The organism is Photobacterium toruni, from assembly GCF_024529955.1.
GTDB lineage: Bacteria > Pseudomonadota > Gammaproteobacteria > Enterobacterales > Vibrionaceae > Photobacterium > Photobacterium toruni.
In genome coordinates, this window is sequence record NZ_AP024854.1 from 2641055 (window position 1) to 2666810 (window position 25756).

General features: G+C 41.6%; 26 protein-coding genes. 15 read left to right on the forward strand and 11 right to left on the reverse strand.

Features of this window, described 5'->3' with window-relative positions:
* Positions 1 to 178: 178 nt before the first annotated feature.
* The 3 genes from rapA (at position 179) to OC457_RS12335 (ending at position 4977) form a co-directional block, all read left to right on the forward strand.
* Positions 179 to 3100, forward strand: a complete 2922-nt coding sequence (gene rapA / locus OC457_RS12325) for an RNA polymerase-associated protein RapA (RefSeq protein ID WP_080174940.1) — start codon at positions 179 to 181, stop codon at positions 3098 to 3100.
* Positions 3101 to 3258: 158 nt separating this feature from the next.
* On the forward strand, positions 3259 to 3957 hold the full coding sequence (gene rluA / locus OC457_RS12330; RefSeq protein WP_080174941.1) for a bifunctional tRNA pseudouridine(32) synthase/23S rRNA pseudouridine(746) synthase RluA: 699 nt from the start codon (positions 3259 to 3261) through the stop codon (positions 3955 to 3957).
* Positions 3958 to 4023: 66 nt separating this feature from the next.
* On the forward strand, positions 4024 to 4977 hold the full coding sequence (locus tag OC457_RS12335; protein ID WP_080174942.1) for a D-2-hydroxyacid dehydrogenase: 954 nt from the start codon (positions 4024 to 4026) through the stop codon (positions 4975 to 4977).
* A gap of 87 nt (positions 4978 to 5064) precedes the next feature.
* On the opposite strand, the gene djlA is transcribed toward OC457_RS12335, so the two are convergent.
* Positions 5065 to 5919, reverse strand: a complete 855-nt coding sequence (djlA, locus tag OC457_RS12340) for a co-chaperone DjlA (protein WP_080174943.1) — start codon at positions 5917 to 5919, stop codon at positions 5065 to 5067.
* Between the two features lie 170 nt (positions 5920 to 6089).
* On the opposite strand from djlA, the gene lptD reads away from it, so the two are divergent.
* The 6 genes from lptD (at position 6090) to OC457_RS12370 (ending at position 13052) form a co-directional block, all read left to right on the forward strand.
* Positions 6090 to 8489 carry an LPS assembly protein LptD gene (gene lptD / locus OC457_RS12345; protein ID WP_080174944.1) on the forward strand — a complete coding sequence of 800 codons (2400 nt, stop codon included), beginning with the start codon at positions 6090 to 6092 and terminating at the stop codon, positions 8487 to 8489.
* Positions 8490 to 8536: 47 nt separating this feature from the next.
* Positions 8537 to 9844 carry a peptidylprolyl isomerase SurA gene (gene surA, locus OC457_RS12350; RefSeq protein ID WP_080174945.1) on the forward strand — a complete coding sequence of 436 codons (1308 nt, stop codon included), beginning with the start codon at positions 8537 to 8539 and terminating at the stop codon, positions 9842 to 9844.
* A 10-nt stretch (positions 9845 to 9854) separates the two neighbouring features.
* Complete coding sequence (gene pdxA, locus OC457_RS12355; RefSeq protein WP_080174967.1) at positions 9855 to 10847, forward strand: 4-hydroxythreonine-4-phosphate dehydrogenase PdxA; 993 nt, start codon at positions 9855 to 9857, stop codon at positions 10845 to 10847.
* Positions 10844 to 11665 carry a 16S rRNA (adenine(1518)-N(6)/adenine(1519)-N(6))-dimethyltransferase RsmA gene (rsmA, locus tag OC457_RS12360; protein ID WP_080158603.1) on the forward strand — a complete coding sequence of 274 codons (822 nt, stop codon included), beginning with the start codon at positions 10844 to 10846 and terminating at the stop codon, positions 11663 to 11665. Before pdxA ends, rsmA begins: the two co-directional genes overlap by 4 nt.
* A 101-nt stretch (positions 11666 to 11766) precedes the next feature.
* On the forward strand, positions 11767 to 12183 hold the full coding sequence (gene apaG, locus OC457_RS12365) for a Co2+/Mg2+ efflux protein ApaG (protein ID WP_370737967.1): 417 nt from the start codon (positions 11767 to 11769) through the stop codon (positions 12181 to 12183).
* A 50-nt stretch (positions 12184 to 12233) separates the two neighbouring features.
* Positions 12234 to 13052, forward strand: a complete 819-nt coding sequence (locus OC457_RS12370) for a symmetrical bis(5'-nucleosyl)-tetraphosphatase (RefSeq protein WP_080174947.1) — start codon at positions 12234 to 12236, stop codon at positions 13050 to 13052.
* A gap of 65 nt (positions 13053 to 13117) precedes the next feature.
* Here the strand turns inward: OC457_RS12370 and folA are convergent, their stop codons facing one another.
* The 7 genes from folA to rplU form a co-directional block, all read right to left on the reverse strand.
* Positions 13118 to 13603 (reverse strand): type 3 dihydrofolate reductase, encoded by a 486-nt coding sequence (gene folA / locus OC457_RS12375; protein WP_080174948.1) that lies wholly within the window; start codon positions 13601 to 13603, stop codon positions 13118 to 13120.
* Between the two features lie 51 nt (positions 13604 to 13654).
* On the reverse strand, positions 13655 to 14119 hold the full coding sequence (locus tag OC457_RS12380; RefSeq protein ID WP_080174949.1) for a threonine/serine exporter family protein: 465 nt from the start codon (positions 14117 to 14119) through the stop codon (positions 13655 to 13657).
* Entirely contained in the window at positions 14116 to 14919 is an 804-nt protein-coding gene (locus OC457_RS12385; RefSeq protein ID WP_167370821.1) for a threonine/serine exporter family protein, read from the reverse strand. The genes OC457_RS12380 and OC457_RS12385 overlap by 4 nt, the downstream gene beginning before the upstream one ends.
* Before the next feature lie 130 nt (positions 14920 to 15049).
* Entirely contained in the window at positions 15050 to 16222 is a 1173-nt protein-coding gene (cgtA, locus tag OC457_RS12390; RefSeq protein ID WP_080174950.1) for an Obg family GTPase CgtA, read from the reverse strand.
* Positions 16223 to 16309: 87 nt separating this feature from the next.
* Positions 16310 to 17236, reverse strand: coding sequence for a DMT family transporter (locus OC457_RS12395; RefSeq protein ID WP_080174951.1), 927 nt, complete (start codon positions 17234 to 17236; stop codon positions 16310 to 16312).
* Between the two features lie 67 nt (positions 17237 to 17303).
* A complete protein-coding gene (rpmA, locus tag OC457_RS12400; protein ID WP_036796188.1) occupies positions 17304 to 17561 on the reverse strand; it encodes a 50S ribosomal protein L27 in 258 nt (85 codons plus the stop codon).
* A gap of 18 nt (positions 17562 to 17579) precedes the next feature.
* Entirely contained in the window at positions 17580 to 17891 is a 312-nt protein-coding gene (rplU, locus tag OC457_RS12405) for a 50S ribosomal protein L21 (protein ID WP_036796189.1), read from the reverse strand.
* Between the two features lie 278 nt (positions 17892 to 18169).
* On the opposite strand from rplU, the gene ispB reads away from it, so the two are divergent.
* Together ispB and OC457_RS12415 are read left to right on the forward strand one after the other, a co-directional pair.
* Positions 18170 to 19141 carry an octaprenyl diphosphate synthase gene (ispB, locus tag OC457_RS12410; RefSeq protein WP_080174952.1) on the forward strand — a complete coding sequence of 324 codons (972 nt, stop codon included), beginning with the start codon at positions 18170 to 18172 and terminating at the stop codon, positions 19139 to 19141.
* A 147-nt stretch (positions 19142 to 19288) separates the two neighbouring features.
* On the forward strand, positions 19289 to 19480 hold the full coding sequence (locus tag OC457_RS12415; RefSeq protein ID WP_080174953.1) for a hypothetical protein: 192 nt from the start codon (positions 19289 to 19291) through the stop codon (positions 19478 to 19480).
* Between the two features lie 72 nt (positions 19481 to 19552).
* Here the strand turns inward: OC457_RS12415 and mdh are convergent, their stop codons facing one another.
* Positions 19553 to 20491 carry a malate dehydrogenase gene (gene mdh / locus OC457_RS12420; RefSeq protein WP_080174954.1) on the reverse strand — a complete coding sequence of 313 codons (939 nt, stop codon included), beginning with the start codon at positions 20489 to 20491 and terminating at the stop codon, positions 19553 to 19555.
* 394 nt (positions 20492 to 20885) lie between these two features.
* On the opposite strand from mdh, the gene argR reads away from it, so the two are divergent.
* Complete coding sequence (gene argR / locus OC457_RS12425; RefSeq protein WP_080174955.1) at positions 20886 to 21356, forward strand: transcriptional regulator ArgR; 471 nt, start codon at positions 20886 to 20888, stop codon at positions 21354 to 21356.
* Positions 21357 to 21470: 114 nt separating this feature from the next.
* Here the strand turns inward: argR and OC457_RS12430 are convergent, their stop codons facing one another.
* Positions 21471 to 22085 (reverse strand): flavin prenyltransferase UbiX, encoded by a 615-nt coding sequence (locus OC457_RS12430; RefSeq protein WP_080174956.1) that lies wholly within the window; start codon positions 22083 to 22085, stop codon positions 21471 to 21473.
* A gap of 11 nt (positions 22086 to 22096) precedes the next feature.
* A complete protein-coding gene (gene mpl / locus OC457_RS12435) occupies positions 22097 to 23452 on the reverse strand; it encodes a UDP-N-acetylmuramate:L-alanyl-gamma-D-glutamyl-meso-diaminopimelate ligase (RefSeq protein WP_080174957.1) in 1356 nt (451 codons plus the stop codon).
* Between the two features lie 197 nt (positions 23453 to 23649).
* Between mpl and fbp the strand changes: the two genes are divergently transcribed.
* The 3 genes from fbp (at position 23650) to OC457_RS12450 (ending at position 25746) form a co-directional block, all read left to right on the forward strand.
* Positions 23650 to 24663, forward strand: a complete 1014-nt coding sequence (fbp, locus tag OC457_RS12440; protein ID WP_080174958.1) for a class 1 fructose-bisphosphatase — start codon at positions 23650 to 23652, stop codon at positions 24661 to 24663.
* A 162-nt stretch (positions 24664 to 24825) separates the two neighbouring features.
* Positions 24826 to 25353 carry an inorganic diphosphatase gene (ppa, locus tag OC457_RS12445; protein ID WP_080174959.1) on the forward strand — a complete coding sequence of 176 codons (528 nt, stop codon included), beginning with the start codon at positions 24826 to 24828 and terminating at the stop codon, positions 25351 to 25353.
* Positions 25354 to 25365: 12 nt separating this feature from the next.
* Entirely contained in the window at positions 25366 to 25746 is a 381-nt protein-coding gene (locus OC457_RS12450; protein WP_080174960.1) for a rhodanese-like domain-containing protein, read from the forward strand.
* Positions 25747 to 25756 lie beyond the last annotated feature (10 nt).

Sequence of the window (25756 nt, forward strand, 5' to 3'; positions counted from 1 at the left end):
TTTTGCGCACTTTCACCGTGACCTTAATCACATCATGCAGTAACATAACTCCCCCATTTTTGAGTTATGTGTATGCCATATTATTCATTTATGCATGTAGTTTTATTATAGACAATAAATAGACAACGCGAATTATAATTTTTCCTTTATATCAAATAATTAGAAGGTTTCTAGCACTATGCCATTTGCTTTGGGTCAACGTTGGATCAGTGATACAGAAAGTGATTTAGGTTTGGGAACAGTCGTTGCGATTGAGCCTCGTACTGTTAGCTTGATGTTTCCAGCATCAGATGAAAACCGTTTATACGCTCGACATGATGCACCCGTTACCCGTGTAATGTTTAATGTTGGCGATGTGATTGAAAGCCATGAAGGCTGGTCGCTAAAAGTTGAAGCGATCGAAGAAGATAAAGGAATTATCACTTATATCGGCACTCGTATAGATACCGAAGAAAGCGATGTCGCGTTACGTGAAATATTTTTAAGCCATCAAATTCGTTTTAATAAACCGCAAGATAAATTATTTGCAGGTCAAATTGATCGTATGGATCGATTTGCATTACGTTACCGCGCGCTAAAAAATCAGTATGAGCAACTAAAAAGCCCATTGCGTGGTTTATGTGGCATGCGTGCAGGTCTAATCCCACATCAACTTTACATCGCTCATGAAGTGGGTCGTCGTTATGCGCCACGCGTACTTTTAGCCGATGAAGTAGGTTTAGGTAAAACCATTGAAGCGGGTATGATCATTCACCAACAGGTGCTATCAGGCCGTGCTGAACGTATTCTTATTTTGGTACCTGAAACCCTACAGCACCAATGGCTTGTAGAAATGATGCGTCGCTTTAATCTTCATTTTTCTATTTTTGATGAAGAGCGTTGTGTTGAATCTTTAGCAGATGCGGCTAACCCATTTGATACAGCGCAATACGTGTTGTGTTCACTCGATTTTCTACGTAAAAGCCGCCGTCGATTTGAACAAGCTTTAGATGCCGATTGGGATCTATTGATTGTTGATGAAGCGCACCACCTTGAATGGAGTGAAGAGCGTCCAAGCCGTCAATACCAAGTGGTTGAAGCGATTGCAGAAAAAACGCCAGGTGTATTGCTACTAACCGCAACCCCAGAGCAATTAGGCCGTGAAAGTCACTTTGCTCGTCTACGCTTATTAGACCCTGATCGTTTTTACGATTACGAGGCCTTTGTTGAAGAAGAGCGTCTATACGAACCTGTTGCAGAAGCTGTATCTCAATTACTGGCGGGAGAAAAACTCGATAGCAAAGCCAAGCAAACTTTAATTGATTTACTTGCTGGTCAGAATGTTGAGCCAATGATCACTGCGATTGAAAATGCGACCACAGCAGACGATGCAAAAGCACTTGAAGCACGTCACGAGTTGATCCGTAACCTCATGGATCGCCACGGTACAGGCCGCGTATTATTCCGTAACACCCGTTCAGCAATCAAAGGTTTCCCTAAGCGTCACCTTAATATGTACCCATTGCCGATGCCTAATCAATACAGCACTGCTATGCGTGTTGCTGGCATGATGGCTGGTAAACTCAGCATTAATGAAAAAGCGATTAAACTGCTTTACCCTGAAGATATCTATCAAGAATTTGAAGGTGAATCAGCAACATGGTGGAACTTTGATCCTCGCATTAACTGGCTGCTAGATATGCTAAAAGCCAACCGTAATGAAAAAGTATTGGTGATCTGTTCTCGTGCTCAAACCGCATTAACGTTAGAGCAAGCTTTGCGTGAACGTGAAGGTATTCGTGCGACAGTGTTCCACGAAGGGATGTCTATTATTGAACGTGATAAAGCCGCGGCATATTTTGCTCAAGAAGAGAGTGGCGCACAGGTATTAATCTGTTCAGAAATCGGCTCAGAAGGCCGTAACTTCCAGTTTGCTAATCAGTTAGTGATGTTCGATTTACCGAGCAATCCAGATTTACTAGAGCAGCGTATTGGTCGTTTAGATCGTATAGGCCAGCAGCGTGAAATTGAAATTCATGTCCCACACCTTGAAGGCACTTCACAAGCGTTATTGGCACGTTGGTTTAACGAAGGCTTAAACGCGTTTGAAGAAACCTGCCCTACGGGTCGTCCTGTTTATGAAGCAGTATGTGAAGATTTAATCACACTACTTGCCAGTGATAAGCAAGACAGCGACGCCCTAGAAGCGGTGATCACTCAAAGTGCAGCGCTACATAACGAACTGAAAAGTAAGTTAGAACAAGGTCGTGACCGATTACTTGAAATTCACTCTAATGGTGGCGAAGCAGCACAACAATTGGTTGAGCAAATCAGCAGTAAAGATGGCGATACTAACTTAGTCTCTTTCGCTCTGGGTTTGTTTGACACCATTGGTCTTAACCAAGATGATAAAGGTGAAAATGCGATTGTTGTAACACCATCAGAACACATGATGGTTGCCAGCTATCCAGGCTTACCTTATGACGGTTGCACGATCACTTTTGATCGTAACACTGCACTATCACGCGAAGATCTACACTTTATCAGTTGGGAACACCCAATGATTCAAGGTGGCATCGAATTGCTATTGAGTGAAGGTGTCGGCACAACTGCGGTTTCATTACTGAAAAACAAAGCACTGCCTGTCGGTACGTTATTATTAGAACTGATTTATGTGGTTGATGCACAAGCACCAAAACAATCAGGTATTGGTCGTTTCTTACCTAAAACACCGATTCGTATTTTACTTGATAGCAAAGGCAATAACCTTTCTGCAAATGTCGAGTTTGAAAGCTTTAACCGTCAGTTAAGTCCAATTAATCGCCATTTAAGTAGTAAGTTGGTTAACTCAGTTCAAAAAGAGATCCATACTCTAATCGCCCACGCTGAACGCGAAATTGACAAAGAATTAGTCACCGTTCGTAGTCAAGCACAAGCAGAGATGGAAACAACATTACAAGCAGAGTATCAACGTTTATTGGCTTTAAAAGCAGTTAATCCTAACATTCGTGATGATGAGTTAGAGTTAATCGAAACCCAAATTTCAGATTTAACTGATTACATTGCTAAAGCACAAATTCAACTTGATTCATTACGTTTAATTGTTGTTAGCCATAACTAATTACTGATGTTATAACGACAAAAATTCAGCCGTCGATGATATGTTTACTGCATTTTATCGGCGGTTTTTTTATGGCTGTAGTGCTATATACATACCAATTGTAAGGTATTCATATTAGTATGCTGACCAATTTTTTCACTCTCACCAACGAGCGCACCATGAAACCATTGCCTGTGTTGAACTACAATCCACCGACCGATCCTTGGTTAGATACCCTTTTTGTTGATAACGATATTATCGCGGTCAACAAACCAGCAGGTCTATTATCTAATCCCGGTCGTCAACCTGAGCACCATGACAGTGTATTTGCGCGCGTATTAGCTCAATATCCCCAATCACAAATTGTACATCGCTTAGATATGGGTACATCAGGGCTGATTGTATTAGCGTTAAATAAAGCTGCTGAACGCCATTTTAAAGCGCAATTTCGTGAGCGTGAAACCAAAAAAGTGTATTACGCACGCGTATGGGGACACATGGAACACGATAGCGGTACCGTTGATTTGCCATTGATTTGTGATTGGCCCAACCGTCCTCGCCAAAAAGTATGTTTCGATGACGGTAAACCATCAGTAACCCACTATGAAGTACTCAGTCGCGATGAAAATAGCACCTTAGTACGCTTATTACCGATCACAGGGCGTTCACATCAGTTACGCGTCCATATGCAAGCACTAGGACACCCTATTTTAGGTGATAAATTCTATGCCAATGATGAAGCAATTGCAGCATCACCACGACTGTTATTGCACGCAGCAGAGCTAACATTTACCCATCCAGGTACTGATGAGCCAATGCACCTTTTTGCACCGTGTGAGTTTTATCCACAAGCACCGACTCAAACTATTTACCCGTAAGCGGTAGGCATCTTTAACAATGAATGCTAGCGTAAGACCCGCATTCATTGTTTATTGAGGTTAGCCATGGAAACCATCGTTTTTCTTGATCATGGAACCATTCCAGCACACATTAGTCTTCCTCGTCCAGCCTTCTGTCACCAATGGCATCAATACGAAGCAACAACACCATCACAAGTGGTTGAGCGTCTCCAACACGCCACAATTGTAATCACCAATAAAGTCATCCTTGATAGTCAAGTACTGGCACAATTACCCCAGCTTAAATTTATTGCCATTGCCGCTACTGGCACTAACAATATTGATCTCGATTACTGTCGTAGCCACAATATTAAAGTAGCAAATATTCAAGGCTATGCCACACGATCTGTACCTGAACATGTTATTGCAATGATTTTTGCTCTTAAACGTAATCTTGCAGGTTACCAACAAGACATTCGCAACGGTGAATGGCAACGTCAGCAACAATTTTGTTTTTTCACCCACCCCATTACAGATGTCGCAGGATCAACCTTAGGGATTATTGGTAATGGTAGTTTAGGTCAAGCCGTTGCAACACTAGCGCAAGCTATCGGCATGAATATTCTCTTTGCTGAACATGCAGGTGCAACCCAATGCCGTGATGGCTATCATCCGTTTGAACAAGTTCTACGGGAAGCTGATATAGTTAGTTTGCACTGCCCACTGACGTCAACTACCCATAATATGATTGCAGCACCACAGTTAGCCCTGATGAAACCAAATGCAATACTCATTAATACCAGTCGTGGTGGTCTAATTAACGAACAAGCCTTAGTGGATGCATTACTCTCTGGCCAAATAGCGGCTGCGGGTATCGATGTATTTACCGAAGAGCCCGCCCCCACAACAAATCCGTTAATTGCTCATAGCAGTCTCTCAAATTTAATTTTAACCCCGCATGTGGCATGGGGGTCTGACTCTGCCATTCAAACATTGGTTAATCAATTAATAGATAATATTAATAGTTTTCATCAAGGTACCCATAAAAATCAGCTGTAATCTCGATTTTAAGCCACAAAAAAGCGAGCATTGCGCTCGCTTCTTTTCATTGCTAATAACAGTTCAACTGTCAGTTCTGTTAGCTGATTATTTAAAGCCTTTTTCTTTACGAATCAGATCATAAGCCGCTTGCAGTTCTTGGGTCTTTTGCTTAGCTATTTCCATCATTTCTGGTGGTAAACCTTTAGCTGCTAATTTATCAGGATGGTGTTCATTCATTTGTTTACGGTAAGCACGTTTTACTTCTTGTGCTGACGCGTCTTCGTTAACACCTAAAACCTTAAATGCATCCGCTAATTGATCACGAGTAGGTGGTGCCTGAAAACCGCCACCTTGTTGTTGATACTGCTGATTAAAACCACCTTGTTGGAAACGAAATGCCGCTTCTTGCATCTGTAAACGTTGTTCTAATTGAGCTTCAGAGAAACCAAGATAACGTGCAATAACATGTAATAGTTCACGTTCTTTCGGGTGTAATTGCCCATCGGCAAACGCCGCTTGAATTTGAAGTTCTAAAAAAAACTGTAATAAATCAGCTCGACCAGCGCGACTACGAACCCGGTTAAGGGTTTCTTCTAGAGGAAAGTCATCTTCTTTACCTTCACGAAACGCATTTTGCGCTTGGCGACGAGACTCACCTTGCAGCCCCATACGATCCATAATCGTACTTGCCACTCGAATTTCGTTTTCCGTTACGCGACCTTTAGCCTTAGCCATATGTCCCATGGTTGCAAAACAGGCATTAAAAAACTCTGCTTGGCGCTCTGCATTGGTCGCATTTTTACCACCAAAGCCACCAAAACCGCCATTCATTTGACGGGCATACGCTTTATCAAATTGATGGCCAATAAATAAACCAATTAAAAAGCCTATATATTTAGGGCCAAGCAATATTCCCAGTAGAGCACCGAAAATTTTTCCCCATATACCCGTTCTCTGCATTCTATACTCTCTGGTAGTTCGTTAATTTTTTCACTGTTTACCCAACAGCATGCGCTGAAAAGATGCCGTCGCGTTAAATTTGCATTATGATAGCTGTCATTTATCGGGAATGCTTGTAAAAAGCGCAACAATTCGCCTTGCACCAAATTGATACAGGAATGTTGAATTAGATGTCACTTACCTCTCACAGTTTACTAGCCACAATGATTAGCTTAGCTCTATATGGCCCAGCAATGGCTGCTGACATCACCCCTACAAGTGGTGGTAATCACAACCACAAAACCATTGCCGATCCTGCTAATAATGCAATTAATGGTAACAAAAATCCAATTGCGATGGTACGTGGCGTCTGTATTCCGGAAAAAGATCGCCAACAAGATACCAACAACGAACCGATCCATATCAGTGCTGACCGTGTTGAAGCACAACAAAATACAGCCGCAGTATATTCAGGTGATGTAGTCGTTAAACAAGGCACACGAACAATAGTGGCTGATAAAGCGACCTTGCAACAACCCGCTAATATTGTGACCGCTAACGGTAATGTTTTCTATCAAGATGGTGGCATGGACATTGATGCCAAAAGCTTAACCAGTGATCTTGATACTAAAGACGCACAAATGGATGATGCAGTCTATAGAATGACCTGTCAGGCGGGCCGTGGTGATGCTAAATTAATTGAACGCCGCAATGTTGATGGTACTCAATTTTACAAAATGACCGATGGGACTTATACCACCTGTCCTGAGAACGATAAAAGCTGGCGTTTTGCGGCCGGTAGTTTAGATCGTGATGGTAAGTCACCCTTTGCTGATCTATACAATGCTCGCTTTGAAGTACTCGATGTTCCGGTATTTTATCTACCGTGGTTGCGTGTTCCAGTTACCGATCAACGTCTTACTGGCTTCTTATACCCGTCAATTAGCTACGGCTCCAAAAACGGTATGGAGCTAGAAACACCCTTTTACTGGAACATAGCTCCCAATTACGATTTAACCGTTACCCCTAAGTATATGAACCACAGAGGATTACAGTTAACCTCTGAATTCCGTTATCTGACAGATTTTGGTCAAGGTAAAGTCATCGGTGAATATTTAGGTCACGATAAAAAATACCGCGACTACGATAAGCGTTGGGGTTTCCAATGGACACATAGCGGTATTATCGATAAAAACTGGTTACTAAACATTGATTATAGCAAAGTCAGTGATGCTAAATATTTTGATGACGTCGACTCAATTATCGGTCAACGTGAAGATAATAACCTATTACAAACTGCATCGTTGGCATACCGTAATGATAATTGGGATACCAATTTAATGGTACGTGACTTTCAACCACTGACTGAAAGTGGCCAAGGCACTCAATACCGTTTAATGCCCCAACTATCAAGCACCTACTATAAATCTAATCTGCCTTATGGCTTAGATTTCAGTTTACCAATGAGTATCAGTAAATTTGATACTGATGACAGATCAAAACCAACCGCAGATCGAGTTACCTTTGATCCAACATTAACCTTACCTTACGCAACACCTTGGTGGTCAGTCACCACACAAGCTAAGTTAATGTATGCGCATTACAATCAACAATTTAATGTTAATGAAAACTCAAAATTAAGCACTCTCGATAAAACAGCTAATCGTACCGTGCCTGAATTTAGAGTTAACAGTAGCCTCTACTTTGAACGTGATACCTCAATCATGGGCGAGCATTACACTCAAAGTTTAGAGCCACAACTGCAATATTTATATGTTAAAAATGTTGATCAAAGTGGCATCTATAACCCCGTTAATTATAACGGTGGGGGCTATGATTCAACCCGCTTACAACAAGATTATTATGGTCTATTTAGCGATAGAACATATAGCGGTCACGATTATATCGCGCCAGCTAACCAATTTACCGTTGGTGCCACAACACGTTACTATGATGAAGATTTTAAGGAACGTTTTACCCTGTCGCTAGGTCAAATATTCTATATTGATAAACCCGTCGCTGATGGTACTGAAGCAAAAAGTTATTCTGCAACGGCACTAGAAACCGAATTTAATCTTGATGATAACTTGTTCTTCAAAAGTTCAATGCAATATGACTCAAGTGAAAATGAAATACAGCAAGGCAGTACCGCCGTTGAATACCGTGATGGTCGAGTCTTTGTTCAACCGAGTTATCGCTATGTTTCAAGTAGTTACTTAACAAAATATGTTGATAACCCTAACGTTGAAGTCAATGGTAAACGTGATGGTATTTCACAATTAGGTCTGTCTGCCGGTTTCCCAATTAACGATAATATTGATATTACCGCGGATTATTTCCAAGATATGAATGTCAATAAAATGCTAGAGAGTCGCGTAGGCTTGGTTTACCGCTCTGCCTGTTGGATGATAGGGTTAAGCTACAATCGCTATGCAAAAGATCCATTGAACCAAGATTTTACCGAATACGACAGCAATGTCAGTTTCTCGTTTAGTCTCCTTGGGCTTCAAGGTGCGCGACCATTTGGTCAAACATCAGATGATGGCGGCAATATTCTGGGTTATGCAGACCCATTCACACTTAAAAATTAATGATCGTGGCGGCAATAGATGTCGCTACTCAACATGACGGACTATAAATGAAAAAGTGGAAGTATTCGGCGCTAAGCGTAATGCTAATGGGCATGACAGCAACAGCGATTGCCGCTCCTCAACTGCAAGAACTAAATCAAATTGTTACCACGGTTAATGATGGCGTGATTTTACAAAGTGACGTTAATGCAATGATGAAAACAGTTCATCTTAATGCGGCGGCAGAGGGGCAACAACTGCCTCCTAACAATATTCTACGCCAGCAGGTGATGGATAAATTGATCATGGAAAATTTGCAGATCCAGCAGGCAAAACAGCTGGGTTTACGCATTGATGATAGCCAATTAGATCAAGCCGTTGCCGATGTTGCTAAACAACGCAATATGACCGTTGATCAACTACGTCAAGATTTAGCAAGCGCAGGTATTAGCTACCCAATGTTCCGTGAGCAATTACGTAATGACATGCTAGCTTCTGAAGCTCGCACTATTATTGTGCGTAAGCGGGTCAATATTCTGCCTCAAGAAGTTGATAACCTTGCAGCACAATTAGCAAAGCAAACTCAACAAAACGTCCAATACAATATCAGTCAAATTCAGATTGCTGTTAATGACGACGCTGATAAAGCGACCCGAGAAAAAGCCAAGCAAGAAGCTGACAAAATTTATACTGAGATCAAACAAGGTGCTAATTTTGCTGAATTGGCTTACCGCTACTCCAAAGGACCAAAGGCCCTAAAAGGGGGTGAGTGGGGTTGGATGAGCAAAGAAGAAATGCCAACAATTTTTGCCGACCAAATTAAAACCAGCAGCAAAGACAGTGTAATTGGTCCTTTCCGTAGTGGCGTTGGTTACCATATTTTAAAAATTAATGACGTTAAAGGCATGCCAACAGTTTCTGTGGTTGAAGTAAAAGCCCGTCATATTTTAATCAAGACCTCGGTTATTCTTAGCGACGCTGCAGCGAAACGTGAATTAGAAAATATTCGTCAAAAAATCATTAGTGGCAAAGAAAGCTTTGCAGCTGCCGCTAAACAATACAGTGCCGATCCAGGTTCTGCGGCTAATGGTGGCCAATTAGGCTGGCAAGTACCATCAATCTATGCGCCTGCTTTTGAAAAAGAAGTAGAAACATTACCGATAGATAAAATTAGCCAACCCTTTAAATCTCAATTTGGCTGGCACATTGTTGAAGTGGAAGGTCGTCGTAATGTCGATCGCACTGAAGCTGCATTAAAAAATCGTGCCGCTCAAATCCTCTTTAATCGTAAGTTTAATGAAGAAGCGCAAACATGGTTACAAGACCTACGTGCTGGCGCATATATTGAACAAATGAATAAGGTAAATAATGGCTAATAACAAGCATATGACTAACACACAACGGATTGTAATCACCCCAGGTGAACCGGCCGGGATTGGCCCTGATTTAGTCATTGCCTTGTGTCAGCAACATTGGCCGCACCAACTTGTTATTTGTGCTGATGCGCAGGTTATGGTAGAACGTGCGGCTCAATTAGGTTTACCTTTAACCATTTTGCCTTATCAGTCCGAGTTAGCAGCGCAACCGCATCAAGCGGGAACGATGACAATCATTCAGGTTGATAGCGCCGTTAAAGTGACCTGTGGGCAACTTAACGAGCAAAATGGTCTCTATGTATTAGCGACATTAGAGCGTGCCGCAGCAGGTTGCATGAGTGGCGAATTCGCCGCGATTGTTACCGGCCCTGTTCATAAAGGGATCATTAACCGTGCTGGAGTCTCTTTTAGTGGTCACACTGAGTTTTTTGCACAGCAGTCTGATACAGCGCAAGTTGTTATGATGTTAGCAACTGAAGGTTTACGGGTTGCTTTAGTAACAACCCATATTCCTTTAAACTGTGTCGCTAAAGCCATTACAGAACCTCGGCTAAAACAAGTTATTCGTATCTTGCATGCTGATCTAGTCACTAAATTTGGTATTGAATCTCCCAAAATTTATGTTTGTGGGCTCAATCCTCATGCTGGTGAAGATGGCTGTTTGGGGATGGAAGAAATTAATACCATAGCCCCAACATTAGAGCAATTACGTCAACAAGAAGGCATGGATCTTATCGGGCCGTTACCGGCTGATACCATCTTTCAAGAAAAATATTTAGCTAATGCCGATACGGTGTTAGCCATGTATCACGATCAAGGGTTACCGGTGCTGAAATACAAAGGCTTCGGTAAATCTGTCAACATTACGTTGGGACTTCCCTTTATCAGAACTTCAGTAGATCATGGTACCGCACTGGAACTCGCAGGTACTGGGCAAGCAGACATAGGTAGCCTTCGGACAGCGCTATCCCACGCCCTCGAATTGGTAGAAAAACAAGCATGAGCAGCGATCAAGTCCACTTAGGTCACCGCGCGCGTAAGCGCTTTGGCCAAAACTTTTTAAAAGACCCATATATTATTGATGGCATTGTGTCAGCGATTAACCCTTTACCAGGCCAAAACTTGGTAGAGATTGGCCCCGGCCTTGGTGCAATCACTGAATATGTTGGTAAGTTAGTTGATAAATTTACTGTTATCGAACTTGACCGAGATTTGGCGGAGCGTTTACGTAATCACCCCGATCTAGCGTCAAAACTAACGATTCATGAAGGCGATGCAATGCGCTTCGACTTTACACAACTTATTAAAGAAAATAATAAGTTGCGTATTTTCGGTAACTTGCCTTACAACATCTCAACCCCGTTGATGTTCCACATTTTTGAATTCCATAAAGATGTACTAGATATGCACTTTATGCTTCAAAAAGAAGTGGTTAATCGTCTAGCTGCAGGTCCTGGTAGTAAAGCTTACGGCCGTTTAACGGTTATGGCGCAGTACTACTGTAAAGTGATGCCAGTATTGGAAGTGCCGCCAGAATCTTTCGTACCAGCACCAAAAGTAGATTCAGCAGTTGTGCGTTTGACGCCGTATGAAGTACTGCCGTTCCCATGTACTAACCTAAAATGGCTAGATCGTGTGTGTCGTGAAGGCTTCAACCAACGCCGTAAAACAATCCGTAACTGTTACAAAGGCTTGTTAACACCAGAACAGCTAGAAGCGCTAGGTATTAACCCAGGTCACCGTCCAGAAAATATTACGGTAGAACAATTTGTTGCTATGGCTAATTGGCTTGATGTTAATTTCCAAAAAGAAGAGCAATAACGTTATCGCGCATTAACAACAGCGCTATAACACTAATAACCCTGTGTAACATGTCACGTGTTACGCAGGGTTTTCTTTATTTATCAGCCAACAATACTAAAATGAGAATAAATCATCAGCAAAGGATATTGCCTGTGAGTATCTCATCTCCTCCAACGATCAAATGCCATGTTGTCAGTCATTATCTCGCCGAACAATCGCAACCTGATCAGCAACGTTACGTCTTTTCCTATACCATCACCATTAAAAATTTAGGTCGTGGCAGCGCTCACTTACTTAAACGCTATTGGTTAATCACCGATGCTAATGGCAAAAAATTGGTTATTGAAGGTGATGGCGTTGTCGGACAACAACCTCATATTAATGCTACTGATGAATTCACTTATACCAGTGGTACTATCATCGAAACACCTGTTGGTGTGATGCAAGGTCAATACACCATGGAAGATGAGGCGGGTAATCATTTTAAGGTTGAAGTTGCACCATTTCGACTAGCAATGCCGAACATTCTTCATTAACCTAATGTGATTAATCTCATGTTAATTAACGCATTGTTAATGGGAGCACCATGGCGACTTATCTTGTCGGTGATATTCAAGGCTGTTTACCCGACTTAAAAAAACTATTGGCCCAAGCAAATTTCGATCCTCACCATGATCATTTATGGCTTGCAGGCGATCTGGTTGCACGCGGACCTGAATCTTTAGAAACATTACGTTTTGTAAAAGCATTAGGCGATCATGCGACGGTTATTTTAGGCAATCATGATCTGCATTTATTAGCGGTATCTCACCAACTAGCACGCGCAAAAAAAAGCGATAATATTCATCAAATTTTTACCGCAGAAGATAGCAAAGAATTACTTGATTGGTTACGCCACCAGCCTCTATTGGCTGAACACCCCCACTATCCATTAGTAATGGTTCATGCTGGTATTACGCCACAATGGACACTTGAGCAAGCCCGTCAGCATGCACGTGAAGTCGAGCAACTGCTACAATCTGATGACTATTTATGGTTATTAAAAAACATGTATGGCGATGGTCCCGATTGGTGGCAAGACGACCTTTCCCGTTTAGCGCGATTACGATTTACGATCAACAGCTTTACACGGATGCGCTTTTGTGATCCTCTAGGACGATTAGATATGCACTGCAAGGTGCAACCTAATGATCCTACCGTCGGTAATTTAATTCCATGGTTTGATGTTAAACGTACTCAACCGATAGAAAAAACCATTATTTTCGGCCATTGGGCGGCATTAATGGGCCACCAAGATGATCATTGTATTGGCTTAGACACTGGCTGCGTATGGGGCAATAGCTTAACCATGCTACGCTGGGAAGATGGACAACGGTTTGTCACAGAGTGCCCACTCTACGCATGATCACGACACATAAAAATGCCGACAGTCATTGTCGGCATTCTTGATATTAAACACTGCAACCTTACCTATGATCGTTCAAGGATCACAAAATCCATCGCATAAGCATTTTTTTCATCGGCATTATAATGTTGACTTTCAACAGGATGCCAATGATCACCCCACTCTGGAAATTGCGTATCCCCGCCCTCAATATCAGCATCAATAAACGTTAAATATAATCTATCCGCTATCGGTAAACACGCTTGATAAATACTGCCACCACCAATGATCATTAACTCTGGTGCACCATTAGCCGCTAACTGAGCAGCTGCAATATCACTGACAACTGTTATACCCGCAGCATTAAAATCAGGATTACGACTGATCACGATATTTAACCGCCCCGGTAACGGACGTCCAATCGACTCAAAGGTTTTACGCCCCATCACAATCGGTTTACCTAGCGTACAATGCTTAAACCATGTAAAATCAGCCGGCAAATGCCATGGCATGCTATTATTTTTACCAATGATCCGATCATGTGCCATTGCTGCGATCATACTGATCTTCATCTTTGCATCTCCATTTATGTTGCCAGTGCTTGTTTTATCATTCTGCCGTAGTTATACCACAGGACGACGGCGATAAAACAATAACCCGGGCATCGCCAATCCAATCGCTAACGCTGCAACAATAAATACCGCTTTCAAGACGTTATCAATCATGACCCCCCATAAGGCTAATGAAAAGCCTCGATGGTTGATTTCAACGATAGCAATCATGGCTTTAAAGGCAAATACCCCCGGCACCATAGGGATCAACGCTGCAACAGTAAACACTTTAGGATGGGCTAAAAAACGGTGTGACCAATGAACACCAATCATACCAACAGTGGTTGCAGCGATAAGAGTTGACCACTCAATTGAAAGCCCCCAATGCATTAATAGAAACCGTGTCCCATGACCAATTGCACCACCAATAGCGCAATATTTTAAGGCTTTTTGAGGCACATTAAATACCAATGCAAACCCCAATGCAGGGATCATCGCTAGCAACATATCATTCAGTAATGCCACCATCAATGTCATAGTAACCACCCCCACACACCCAGTACATTCATTGCGGCGATAATCCCCATACAGGTCGATAATGTTAATAAACTTGCCATTGTCCAACGGGCTAAACCCATGCTTGGAAAACCTTTTACCATGTCGGCTACGGCATTAATTAATGGAAAACCAGGCACTAACATCAGTACCGATGAGGCCATCGCTAAAAAGGGTTGAGCACCAATATTGTACACTTCACCAAGCCCTGAAATGAGTGTGGTTACAAACGCTGTAACGCCAAAATTGAGCAGCGGATTAAAGTGGTAACTGGCAATCTGTTGACGCACATACATTCCCACAGAAGAGGCACAAAAAGTCAGTAAAAATACGGGCCAATCTCCTCCTGCTAAACGACTAAATGCAGCACAGGATAGACCAATCATAACCACCACTAACCAGCGATTATAACGCTGAGTTTTGAGGTTTTCTAAGCGATGTTGAACGTCATTATCATCCAATAACCCTCGCTCAACAAGAATACAAATTCGTTGAATATCGGTCACTATTTGCATGTTGATACCACCGTCTTGGCAACGTCGAGTCGTGGTAATACAACAGCCTAAATGACGAGTACTGATCACCATTGAACTCGCCGATAATGACACTTCAACATGTTCAACACCAAGTGCTAACCCTAACCGACGGGTAACATCCATAATAACGGTGCTCTCAGCACCATGTTGTAATAACCGCTGGCCAGCCTCTATGGCCAGCCGAGTGACTTTTCGTTGCTGGGCTTCACTCAACGGCAGTAATACTCTCTCCATGTTGATATCCATTTACAATCCATTATAAAAAATATTTCAGTACAACTAGCATACCTAAGCCACTGCTACACGTGTTGATTAAACACAAAAAAAGCCACACCTCAATGGCATGGCTTATTTAGCATCAAAATAGAAAAAAGACTTATGGCTTGTAGATAATCTCTACATCATAATCATCTTCATTCCAATCATCCCAATCATCATCGTCATCTTCATCCTGAACTTTCTTAATCTGTTCAGCGTGGTAATCATCCCACTTAAAGTCGACTTTGTTTTCTTTCTGTTCTTCAACTTCATACTTAACACGAGGCAATGCATCGATAGCAGCCATCAGATCATAAGTCAGCTCTTTAGTACCAATGCGGTTTAACGCTGAGATACTATAGTGTTTGCCTTCCCATGCTAATGCTTCAAGCACTTCAGTGATCTTTTCTTGTGCTTGTTCTTCATCAAGAAGATCTGCTTTGTTAAATACAATCCAACGTGGCTTATTACCAAGTTTATCGCTGTATTGCTCAAGCTCATTGATAATAGTAAAGGCATTCTCTACTGGATCTGAACCATCTGCAGGTAGCAGATCAACCATGTGCAATAACACGCGACAACGCTCAAGGTGCTTCAAGAAGCGAATACCTAAGCCAGCACCGTCAGCAGCACCTTCAATTAGACCTGGAATATCGGCAACAACAAAACTACGCTCTGCATCAACACGTACCACGCCCAAGCTTGGAACAAGGGTCGTGAACGGGTAATCAGCTACTTTCGGCTTAGCAGACGATACAGCGCGAATAAAGGTAGATTTACCCGCATTAGGTAAACCTAACATACCCACATCAGCTAAAAGCAGTAGTTCTAGACGTAAATGACGAATTTCACCTTTACTACCCATACTCTTTTGACGTGGTGCACGGTTTACAGATGATTTAAAGCGTGTATTACCTAGACCGTGGAAACCGCCTTTAGCAACCATCACTTTCATACCATGTTCAGTAAGATCGGCAATCACTTCACCGGTATCTTCATCAATAGCACGTGTACCTACAGGCACTGTTAATACTTCATCCGCACCGCGTTTACCAGTACAGTTACCGCCACGGCCATTTTCACCACGCTCAGCGGCATGGAAACGCTCAAAACGGTAATCAATTAGTGTATTGAAGTTTTCATCAGCGTATAGGTAAACATCACCACCGTCGCCGCCGTCGCCGCCATCAGGGCCGCCACGAGGAATGTACTTTTCAGTACGAAAACTTACTACACCGTTACCGCCATCACCGGCATCGGCGCGAATAACCGCTTCATCTATAAACTTCATTTTTTTCTCCGCACTGTGGCGTTTAACATACTGCGATGAGGGCATTTAGCACATATCACCGCGTAGTAATTATTTCATGGACCTTGACTATTTGCTTGGGCTAATAAACTTATGGCCTATAGCACAACAAACAGCGCCACCTACCACAACCATAGCACCGAGATAGCCCCATACATTTAAAGAGACCGTCGCAACATATTGTGGCCAAGCCAAACTCGCAAGATCGACAAATAATATCGTAAACAAGGGCGTCAGTGTGATCACTGCACTCACTTGTGATGCTTGCCAACGTGCCATTGCTTCTGCAAATGCACCATAGCCAACAAGCGTATTAACACAACAGAATAACAACATCCCTAATTGGCGGTTATCCATTGTTAAAATTTGTTGTGGTTGTGCCATAGGAGTTAGTATTACAGCACAGATAATATAAATCATCAGCAATATTTGTGCTGATGAAAATTGCCGTAATAACCACTTCTGTGCCAAGCCATAAACAACCCACACTAACGCAGCGGCAACAGCAAGGCTAACACCCACAGTATAGCCAGAAAAACTGGTAAACAACTCAATAAGCCGTTCATTAAAGAATAGAATCAAACCACTAATAAGTGCAATTACACCTACAACTTGATGGCGACCTAATTTCTCTTTAAATACCCAAGCACTTGATACTAGTAGCATCACAGGAGCTAATTGGATAATCACTTGTACTACGGGAGGGTTCAGATATTTTAATGAACTGTTATACAGTACAAAATTACCTGCGAGACCAAGACTGGCAATGACAAGCACCACACAGCTCATTCGTCCAAGATTTGATATTATTGGTAATTGCTTACGCCACGCTAAAAAAAGGCCTAAGCCAAACGCTGCAGTAATAAAGCGATACCAAACAATGGTAAAAGGATCCATCACTTCTACGGCTTGTTTCATTGCAATTGGCAACGCACCCCAAAAAATGGCAGTGGTCATTGCAAGAAAAAAACCCATCATCGGGCCACGATCAATCATAAACCTTCCAGATATAAAAAGCCCCGCCAAAAAGGCAGGGCTTTAATATTCGTGTCGATTCTGAAAATTATTCAGCGTCGATAGATACGAATTTACGGTTTTTAGGACCTTTAACTTCAAACTTCACTTTACCATCAGATAGAGCGAATAGAGTGTGGTCTTTACCTAGGCCAACGTTTGTGCCAGCGTGGAACTTAGTACCACGTTGACGAACGATGATGTTGCCTGCTAATACAGACTCGCCACCAAAACGCTTAACACCTAGGCGTTTGCTTTCTGAATCACGGCCGTTATTAGTAGAACCGCCAGCTTTTTTATGTGCCATCTTTAAATTCTCCTGTTATTAAGCGCTGATGCCAGTAATTTTGACTTCAGTGAACCACTGACGGTGGCCCATTTGCTTACGAGAGTGCTTACGACGACGGAACTTAACGATTTTAATCTTATCGCCACGACCGTGAGTAACAACTTCAGCAGTTACTTTACCGCCAGCTACGAACGGTGCGCCTACAGTTACTTCTTCGCCATTAGCTACTAAAAGAACTGAGTCAAATTCAACGTTAGCGCCAGTTTCAGCGTCTAATTTTTCTAAGCGTAAGGTTTGGCCTTCGCTTACACGGTGTTGTTTACCACCACTTTGGAAAACAGCGTACATGTCTTACTCCGCTTCTCCGCATAGGCCATTTGCCACGTCTAAAATGGGCAATGGGTATGCGCTTAATCTTGTCATCAATAGGGCGCGAATGTTACGCGAAAAGAGACTTTGTGGCAAGCCATTCTCGAAAGAAAATTGGTGAAAAGCTACCCAACACAAAAACTGTTTGAAATAGCTGTATTTGAGGTTATGACGATAAGGTTATTTTAGTGTAAGATTCACGTATCAATTCGAAATATTTTCCGCCCTACGCGGCTAACAATCTTGCTGGACGTATAATGGATTTTAAAGCTATCCAAGCGCTCACCGCCCACGATATGGCGGAAGTCGACGCGAAGATACAGGCACAACTGAACTCAGATGTTGCCCTTATTAATCAACTCGGATTCTACATTGTAAACAGTGGTGGAAAACGTATTCGCCCCATGCTCGCTGTATTATCAGCTCGCGCACTTGGCTATGAAGGTAATAAACACACCACAGCCGCTGCTTTTGTTGAATTTATTCATACCGCAACATTGCTTCACGATGATGTGGTTGATGAATCAGATATGCGTCGAGGTAAAGAAACAGCAAATGCCGCCTTTGGCAATGCTGCCAGTGTGTTAGTAGGTGATTACATTTACACACGGTCGTTTCAAATGATGACAAGCCTAAGATCTTTAAGGATCCTTGATATCATGAGTGAAGCAACTAATGTGATCGCCGAAGGTGAAGTATTACAGTTAATGAACTGCAACGATCCTGACACCACAGAAACTAGCTATATGCAGGTGATCTATTCGAAAACTGCGCGTTTATTTGAAGCTTCAACTCAAATAGCAGCAATTATTGCAGATGCTCCGGCTGAAATTGAAGTTGCATTACAAGAATATGGCCGTTATTTAGGTACCGCTTTCCAGCTCATTGATGACGTACTTGACTATGTTGCCGATGGTAAAGAAATGGGTAAAAATGTTGGCGATGATCTTGCTGAAGGTAAACCAACATTACCATTATTACATGCGATGCATCATGGTGATCAAGCCCAAGCAGCAATGATTCGTGAAGCGATTGTACATGCTAATGGCATGGACAAGCTTGATGCTATTTTGGCTTGTATGCACCAACATGGCTCATTAGAGTACACTCAGCAACGCGCAGAACAAGAAGCCCAAAAAGCGATTGTAGCTTTAGATCCTATTGCTGAGTCAGACTATAAGCAAGCTTTGATCACATTAGCTCATATGGCTGTACAACGTAAAAAATAAAGCTCTTTCTATTTATTAAAAAACCTGTCTTATGGCAGGTTTTTTTATATCTAACACCCAGATTTTATTATTTCAATATCATGATCTGCCATGATCTATACTATAACAGCATTATAAATATTCTATTTTTTGCTAAAGAAGGTGATCATGGATATTAATCATTTAACAACTGGCATGTGGGTAGAATCTCACCATGGGGTAGGTAAAGTGATCGGCATAGATCATCAGCACCACGCAGTGATCATCGAGCACCATCAAGATCATCAATTACAGTCAATCGATATTGCAGATCTCATCGAACAGCCTCAACTGCATAATGGTTGTGATCGTTATTATTGATACCCATCGTATTACCGATACAAAAAAGCGGCTTTAATATAGCCGCTTTTTTATTTCCAGCATTATATCTGCTTATTTGGTAGCGAACTCTTCACCAAGCGCAATATCTGCACGTAATGTCTCAAGCATGCTTTCTAACGCATTTTGTTCAAATGCACTTAACTTGCCATAATCCATTACTTCTTCAATGCCCTCTTTACCCAATAGCACTGGCTGAGCGAAGAAACGAGTATGTTGGCCATCACCTTCAACGTAAGCACATTCAACCACACCTTGCTCACCTTGTAGCGCGCGTACCATCGCTAAACCAAAACGGCATGCAGCTTGACCCATCGATAACGTTGCAGAACCACCACCAGCTTTTGCCTCTACAACTTCCGTGCCTGCATTTTGAATTCGAGGAGTTAATGCTTTAACTTCATCGTCAGTAAAGCTGATACCTTCAACTTGTGATAGCAATGGTAAAATTGTCACACCCGAGTGGCCACCAATAACAGGGACGCGAATATCACACGGAGAAACACCTTTAAGCTCTGCAACAAAAGTTTCAGAACGGATCACATCAAGCGTTGTAATACCAAATAACTTACGTTTATCGTATACACCCGCTTTTTTAAGTACATCTGCAGCAATAGCTACCGTAGTATTTACAGGATTAGTAATAATACCAACACAAGCTGTTGGACATACTACCGCAATTTTTTCAGCCAATGATTTAACAATACCGGCATTAACATTGAACAAATCGGCACGATCCATTCCAGGTTTACGTGCAACACCCGCAGAAATAAGCACAACATCAGCACCTTCTAAAGCAGGTGTTGGATCGTCCCCACAATACCCTTTAATTGCTACAGGTGTCGGAATATGGCTTAAATCAGCCGCAACACCGGGCGTCACTGGAGCTATATCATATAAAGCAAGATCTGAGCCTGCAGGTAAACGGTTTTTCAATAGCAACGCTAATGCTTGACCAATACCACCAGCCGCACCAATTACAGCAACTTTCATATTCGTTCTCCTTTACGATAGAAGTATATTTATTGAAGTGGGTACAACCTAATTCAGTTAATAATCGTAGTAACTAAATAACAATCTATGGACGTTATATTAAGCAAAAAAAAAATACAATCATCTCTGACTCGCTTTGCGAAGTAACGCAGAATCCCATAAAAATGCACTCAACTGCTTTTATCAGACAAATAAATTATAAAATTAATCATGATGATACTTTAGCCGTTTCAACCCAATTAATTACTATAAAACAATGACAAGAGTCACAATAAAAATTTTTTTATTCGCTAAAAATGCGATTTCACATCTTTATTTTGATTCACTTTGTTTGCCAGTGAGTCACAGGTTATGCAAAAATGGTTTACCCCGTCCCTGTAGATAATATTTACTTATGCGAAATTCAGATAAACAAGAACGTTTAGTTAAAGCGTTTAAATTAATTTTAAAAGAAGAAAAGTTCAGTTCTCAAGGTGAGATAGTTGATGCGTTAAAAGCACAGGGTTTTGATAATATTAACCAATCAAAAGTCTCTCGCATGCTCACTAAATTTGGTGCGGTACGTACTCGCAATGCCAAAATGGAAATGGTGTATTGCTTACCGATTGAACTTGGTGTCCCAACAATTACTAGCCCACTAAAAGAATTAGTAATGGAAGTTGGCTTTAACAGTGCATTAGTTGTGATTCACACCGGCCCAGGTGCAGCACAAGTCATTGCGCGTCTATTAGACTCTTTAGGTCGAGCAGAAGGGATCCTTGGTGTTGTTGCGGGTGATGATACTATTTTTATCACGCCAACCAATAACATCACTACTGATGAGTTGTATGACTCAGTGTGTGAGCTGTTTGATTACAGCAACTAATCGACGGACGATTAGGGTCTATCTAACTTTATATAGCATCAGCATAATTGCTCAAGAAATATAGACCCTTCGTTTTATCGTGTTTAACTCATCTTAATCACAAACCAATCAAGATTAGCGTTGATCATATCCCCAACGTGGAACTAAACCTTGTTCAATATTTAAGTGATCTAATATCCGTGCCACCATAAAATCCACCAAATCATCAATGGTTTGTGGTTGATGGTAAAACCCAGGAGCTGCAGGCATAATCGTCACCCCCAATTGTGATAACTTAAGCATATTCTCTAAATGTATACTAGAAAATGGGGTTTCCCTTATCACCAGTAGCAATTGACCACGCTCCTTAATCACTACATCTGCAGCCCGCTCAAGCAAGTTATTTGACATACCATAAGCCACAGATGCCAACGTTGATGCCGAACATGGACAAATTACCATTTGTTTTGGCGCTGCCGATCCTGATGCAACCGGAGCAAACCAATCCTCTTTACCACACACCACCAGCTTGTCTGTTGGACACTGTAAATGTGCGACTAATTGTTGTTGTGCCATTGCTGGTGCTGCCGATAATTTAAGTCCATGCTCAGTCGCTAACACCACTCGTGCAGCAGATGAAATCAACAGATAAACTTGATAATCAGCAGCTAACAAACATTCAAGTAAACGCAACCCATAAGGAGCACCAGACGCCCCTGTCCAGGCTAATGTTATCTGTTTATTTGTCATTATCTCTCACTTTATTTTGCTGTTAATGCCGCTAATAGTTTGTCATGAATGCCGCTAAAACCACCATTACTCATCACTAAAATCGTATCACCAACTTGCGCGGATTCAACAATATTCGCCACCAGCGTATCAATATTATCACTACAAAATGCAGGTTGTGAGCATTGATCAGCAATCTCTTGTACTGACCATGGAATGTTATCTGGTTGAAATAAGAACACTTCATCAGCAGCATGTAAGGCGGGCGCTAAATCATGTTTATGCACCCCTAACTTCATGGTATTTGAACGCGGCTCAAGAACAGCAAGAATACGAGACTGATGTAATTTAGCTCTTAGCCCACCTAATGTTAATTCAATCGCCGTTGGATGATGGGCAAAATCATCATAAACCGTAATTCCATTAACCTCACCTTTATACTCTAATCGACGCTTGGTATTGATAAACGTCGCTAATGCCTCACACGCTAAATTTGCAGTTACTCCAACATGTCGAGCTGCAGCAATAGCCATTAATGCATTATTGACATTATGATCGCCCACTAATGCCCAATTGACGGTACCGACACATTGTTCATCAAGATAAACATCAAACACACTACCATCTGCTAATTTTTTATCCGCGCGCCAATGGCCATCATTTCCGATGTACTCCAGTTCACTCCAACATCCCATAGCAAGCGTCTCGTCGATATTTTTTACGCCATACGGTGCTAGAATGCGTCCATTACCAGGAACAGTACGTACTAAATGATGAAATTGACGCTGAATTGCTTTTAGATCATCAAAAATATCAGCATGATCAAACTCAAGGTTATTCATAATCAATGTTCGTGGATGGTAATGAACAAACTTCGAACGCTTATCAAAAAAAGCACTGTCATATTCATCAGCTTCAACAACAAAGAACATGCTTTCACCCAAACGAGCAGAAACACCAAAGTTTCCAAGCACTCCACCAACTAAAAAGCCGGGTTGATAGCCACAATCATCTAAGATCCACGCCAGCATACTCGCGGTTGTCGTTTTACCATGAGTGCCCGCAACCGCCATTACCCAACGGTCATGCAATAAATGATCTTGTAACCATTGTGGGCCAGAGGTGTAACGAAGATTATTATTGAGAACATATTCAACGCATGGATTACCACGACTCATCGCATTACCAATTACCACTAAATCAGGTGCTGGTTTTAATTGATCTGGATCATATCCTTGAATAATTTCAATACCTTGAGACTCAAGCATGGTACTCATTGGTGGATAAACATTAGCATCAGAGCCGGTCACTTTATGGCCTAGTTGAGTTGCTAATGTGGCGGCACCACCCATAAATGTTCCACAAATACCTAAAATATGAATATGCATAACGGCTGTTTCCATCCTTAAATTTTATTAATGTCACGCTTTAGTGTTACTTCGTTACCATAAAAAAGATCTTTATATACAATTCTTTATATAACAAAAAAATACTATGAGGCATTAGCTCTCATTATGCGTTGAAATCCAAACAGTATACAACTGAACCTCTATCTTCTTATGACAACATAATGCAAGGATTGTTTATGACCGATATTAGAACGCTTGGTGAATTTATTGTCGAGAAGCAGAATGATTTTCCTCATGCAAGTGGCGAACTGTCATCACTACTAGGATCGATAAAACTAGCGGCTAAAATCGTAAACCGCGAAATCAATAAAGCCGGACTCGCTGACATAACCGGAGCAGTAGGTAAAGAAAATGTTCAGGGAGAAGAGCAACAAAAACTCGACCTTTATGCTAATGATAAATTCAAAGCAGCCTTAGAGGCTCGTGATCAAGTGTGTGGCATTGCCAGTGAAGAAGAGGATCAAGCAGTCAGTTTCAACCGCCAATTAAACCGTGATGCTAAATATGTGGTGTTAATGGATCCGCTTGACGGTTCATCTAACATCGATGTAAATGTTTCTGTTGGTACTATTTTTTCAATTTATCGTCGTATATCTGCTGTCGGATCCCCCGCAGTAGACGCTGACTTTCTGCAACCAGGGCACCTTCAAGTTGCGGCCGGCTATGTTATTTATGGCTCATCGACCATGTTAGTTTACACAACAGGTAATGGCGTTCATGGCTTTACTTATGATCCCTCACTCGGTGTCTTTTGTCTCTCTCATGAAAACATGCAAATTCCTGCCGATGGTAATATTTATTCCATCAACGAAGGTAATTACACTCGCTTTCCCTTAGGCGTAAAGAAATACATCAAATTCTGTCAAGAATATGCACCTCAAGATAACCGCCCTTATACCTCACGCTATATCGGATCGTTAGTTGCTGACTTTCATCGTAATTTATTAAAAGGTGGCATCTACCTTTACCCCAGTACTGCCAGTTATCCCAATGGTAAATTACGATTACTGTATGAATGTAATCCAATGGCATTATTAATAGAACAAGCAGGCGGGCGGGCGACGGATGGCTACCAACGTATTTTAGATTTGGTTCCAACCGAGCTCCATCAACGCGTACCTTTTTTTGTTGGCTCTACCAATATGGTTAATAAAGTAGAAGCTTTCCTTCACGAAGTTGATGGCCAATAACCATTGATATTCAAGGTGGCATTAGTCGCCTTGATATTCACAACTCATACTTCCTGCTGTCGTTAGTTTCTCGACAACAGTACCCTAACGACAGTTGTTTTTAATATAAATCATGATAACCTCAATATATGCAACATTTATTTAACAATGAAGAGATCAATCATGAGCTTAAATAAAGTAACTGCAGGCCAAGATATTCCTCACGATATTAATGTCATCATAGAAATTCCAGCTAATGCTAATCCAATTAAGTACGAAGTCGATAAAGCTAGTGGAGCCATTTTTGTTGATAGATTTACATCAACCCCTATGTTTTACCCATGTAACTATGGCTATATTAACCATACTCTTTCTCTTGATGGCGATCCTGTCGATGTATTAGTACCGACGCCATACCCTTTACTTGCAGGCTCCGTTATTCGCTGTCGCCCAATTGGCGTATTAAAAATGACAGATGAATCAGGAGAGGATGCCAAAATTGTCGCGGTTCCTCATAGTAAACTTAGCGCGGAATATGATCATATTCAGAATATTGACGATCTTCCTCGTTTACTGAAAGCACAAATAGTTCATTTCTTTGAGCATTATAAAGAATTAGAAGCGAATAAATGGGTAAAAATAGCAGGTTGGGAAAATGTAACAGCAGCAAAAGAAGAAATTGTAACTTCATTTAAACGAGCACAAAAATAGCGATCAATACAAATGAAAACCACACTACAATTTAAATTATTAATCACCATTTTTAGTCTGATTGTTATTGTTCCTATAACTCATGCTCAAAATATTTCAGCCCAACAATTTTGGCAGTTACAGCAGCAACAACCGCATGTCATTATCGACGTTAGAACACCCAATGAGTTTTCACAAGGACATCTAACTTCTGCGATTAATGTCCCTTATCAAGATATTGCAACTATAGTGACAACCTATAAAGATAAAGATCAACCAATCTTACTTTATTGTAAATCGGGTCGACGAGCAGAACTCGCAATGATAACGTTACAAGAACTAGGATACACCGCAGTATATAACGGCCGAAATTATCAAGAACTCACGACAACACAGCCATATGCAGCCCCATAATGGCATTATA

Coding starts and splice junctions, on each gene's coding strand:
- mdh (WP_080174954.1), bottom strand. CDS start 20,491: ATGAAAGTTGCTGTAATTGGTGCGGCTGGTGGTATTGGTCAAGCATTA.
- cgtA (WP_080174950.1), bottom strand. CDS start 16,222: ATGAAGTTTATAGATGAAGCGGTTATTCGCGCCGATGCCGGTGATGGC.
- fbp (WP_080174958.1), top strand. CDS start 23,650: ATGACCGATATTAGAACGCTTGGTGAATTTATTGTCGAGAAGCAGAAT.
- ispB (WP_080174952.1), top strand. CDS start 18,170: ATGGATTTTAAAGCTATCCAAGCGCTCACCGCCCACGATATGGCGGAA.
- folA (WP_080174948.1), bottom strand. CDS start 13,603: ATGAAGATCAGTATGATCGCAGCAATGGCACATGATCGGATCATTGGT.
- djlA (WP_080174943.1), bottom strand. CDS start 5,919: ATGCAGAGAACGGGTATATGGGGAAAAATTTTCGGTGCTCTACTGGGA.
- rpmA (WP_036796188.1), bottom strand. CDS start 17,561: ATGGCACATAAAAAAGCTGGCGGTTCTACTAATAACGGCCGTGATTCA.
- OC457_RS12380 (WP_080174949.1), bottom strand. CDS start 14,119: ATGACATTGATGGTGGCATTACTGAATGATATGTTGCTAGCGATGATC.
- OC457_RS12335 (WP_080174942.1), top strand. CDS start 4,024: ATGGAAACCATCGTTTTTCTTGATCATGGAACCATTCCAGCACACATT.
- OC457_RS12450 (WP_080174960.1), top strand. CDS start 25,366: ATGAAAACCACACTACAATTTAAATTATTAATCACCATTTTTAGTCTG.
- rsmA (WP_080158603.1), top strand. CDS start 10,844: ATGAGCAGCGATCAAGTCCACTTAGGTCACCGCGCGCGTAAGCGCTTT.
- ppa (WP_080174959.1), top strand. CDS start 24,826: ATGAGCTTAAATAAAGTAACTGCAGGCCAAGATATTCCTCACGATATT.
- apaG (WP_370737967.1), top strand. CDS start 11,767: ATGAGAATAAATCATCAGCAAAGGATATTGCCTGTGAGTATCTCATCT.
- OC457_RS12415 (WP_080174953.1), top strand. CDS start 19,289: ATGGATATTAATCATTTAACAACTGGCATGTGGGTAGAATCTCACCAT.
- surA (WP_080174945.1), top strand. CDS start 8,537: ATGAAAAAGTGGAAGTATTCGGCGCTAAGCGTAATGCTAATGGGCATG.
- OC457_RS12395 (WP_080174951.1), bottom strand. CDS start 17,236: ATGATTGATCGTGGCCCGATGATGGGTTTTTTTCTTGCAATGACCACT.
- lptD (WP_080174944.1), top strand. CDS start 6,090: ATGTCACTTACCTCTCACAGTTTACTAGCCACAATGATTAGCTTAGCT.
- rluA (WP_080174941.1), top strand. CDS start 3,259: ATGAAACCATTGCCTGTGTTGAACTACAATCCACCGACCGATCCTTGG.
- pdxA (WP_080174967.1), top strand. CDS start 9,855: ATGACTAACACACAACGGATTGTAATCACCCCAGGTGAACCGGCCGGG.
- OC457_RS12370 (WP_080174947.1), top strand. CDS start 12,234: ATGGCGACTTATCTTGTCGGTGATATTCAAGGCTGTTTACCCGACTTA.
- mpl (WP_080174957.1), bottom strand. CDS start 23,452: ATGCATATTCATATTTTAGGTATTTGTGGAACATTTATGGGTGGTGCC.
- OC457_RS12385 (WP_167370821.1), bottom strand. CDS start 14,919: ATGGATATCAACATGGAGAGAGTATTACTGCCGTTGAGTGAAGCCCAG.
- OC457_RS12430 (WP_080174956.1), bottom strand. CDS start 22,085: ATGACAAATAAACAGATAACATTAGCCTGGACAGGGGCGTCTGGTGCT.
- argR (WP_080174955.1), top strand. CDS start 20,886: ATGCGAAATTCAGATAAACAAGAACGTTTAGTTAAAGCGTTTAAATTA.
- rplU (WP_036796189.1), bottom strand. CDS start 17,891: ATGTACGCTGTTTTCCAAAGTGGTGGTAAACAACACCGTGTAAGCGAA.
- rapA (WP_080174940.1), top strand. CDS start 179: ATGCCATTTGCTTTGGGTCAACGTTGGATCAGTGATACAGAAAGTGAT.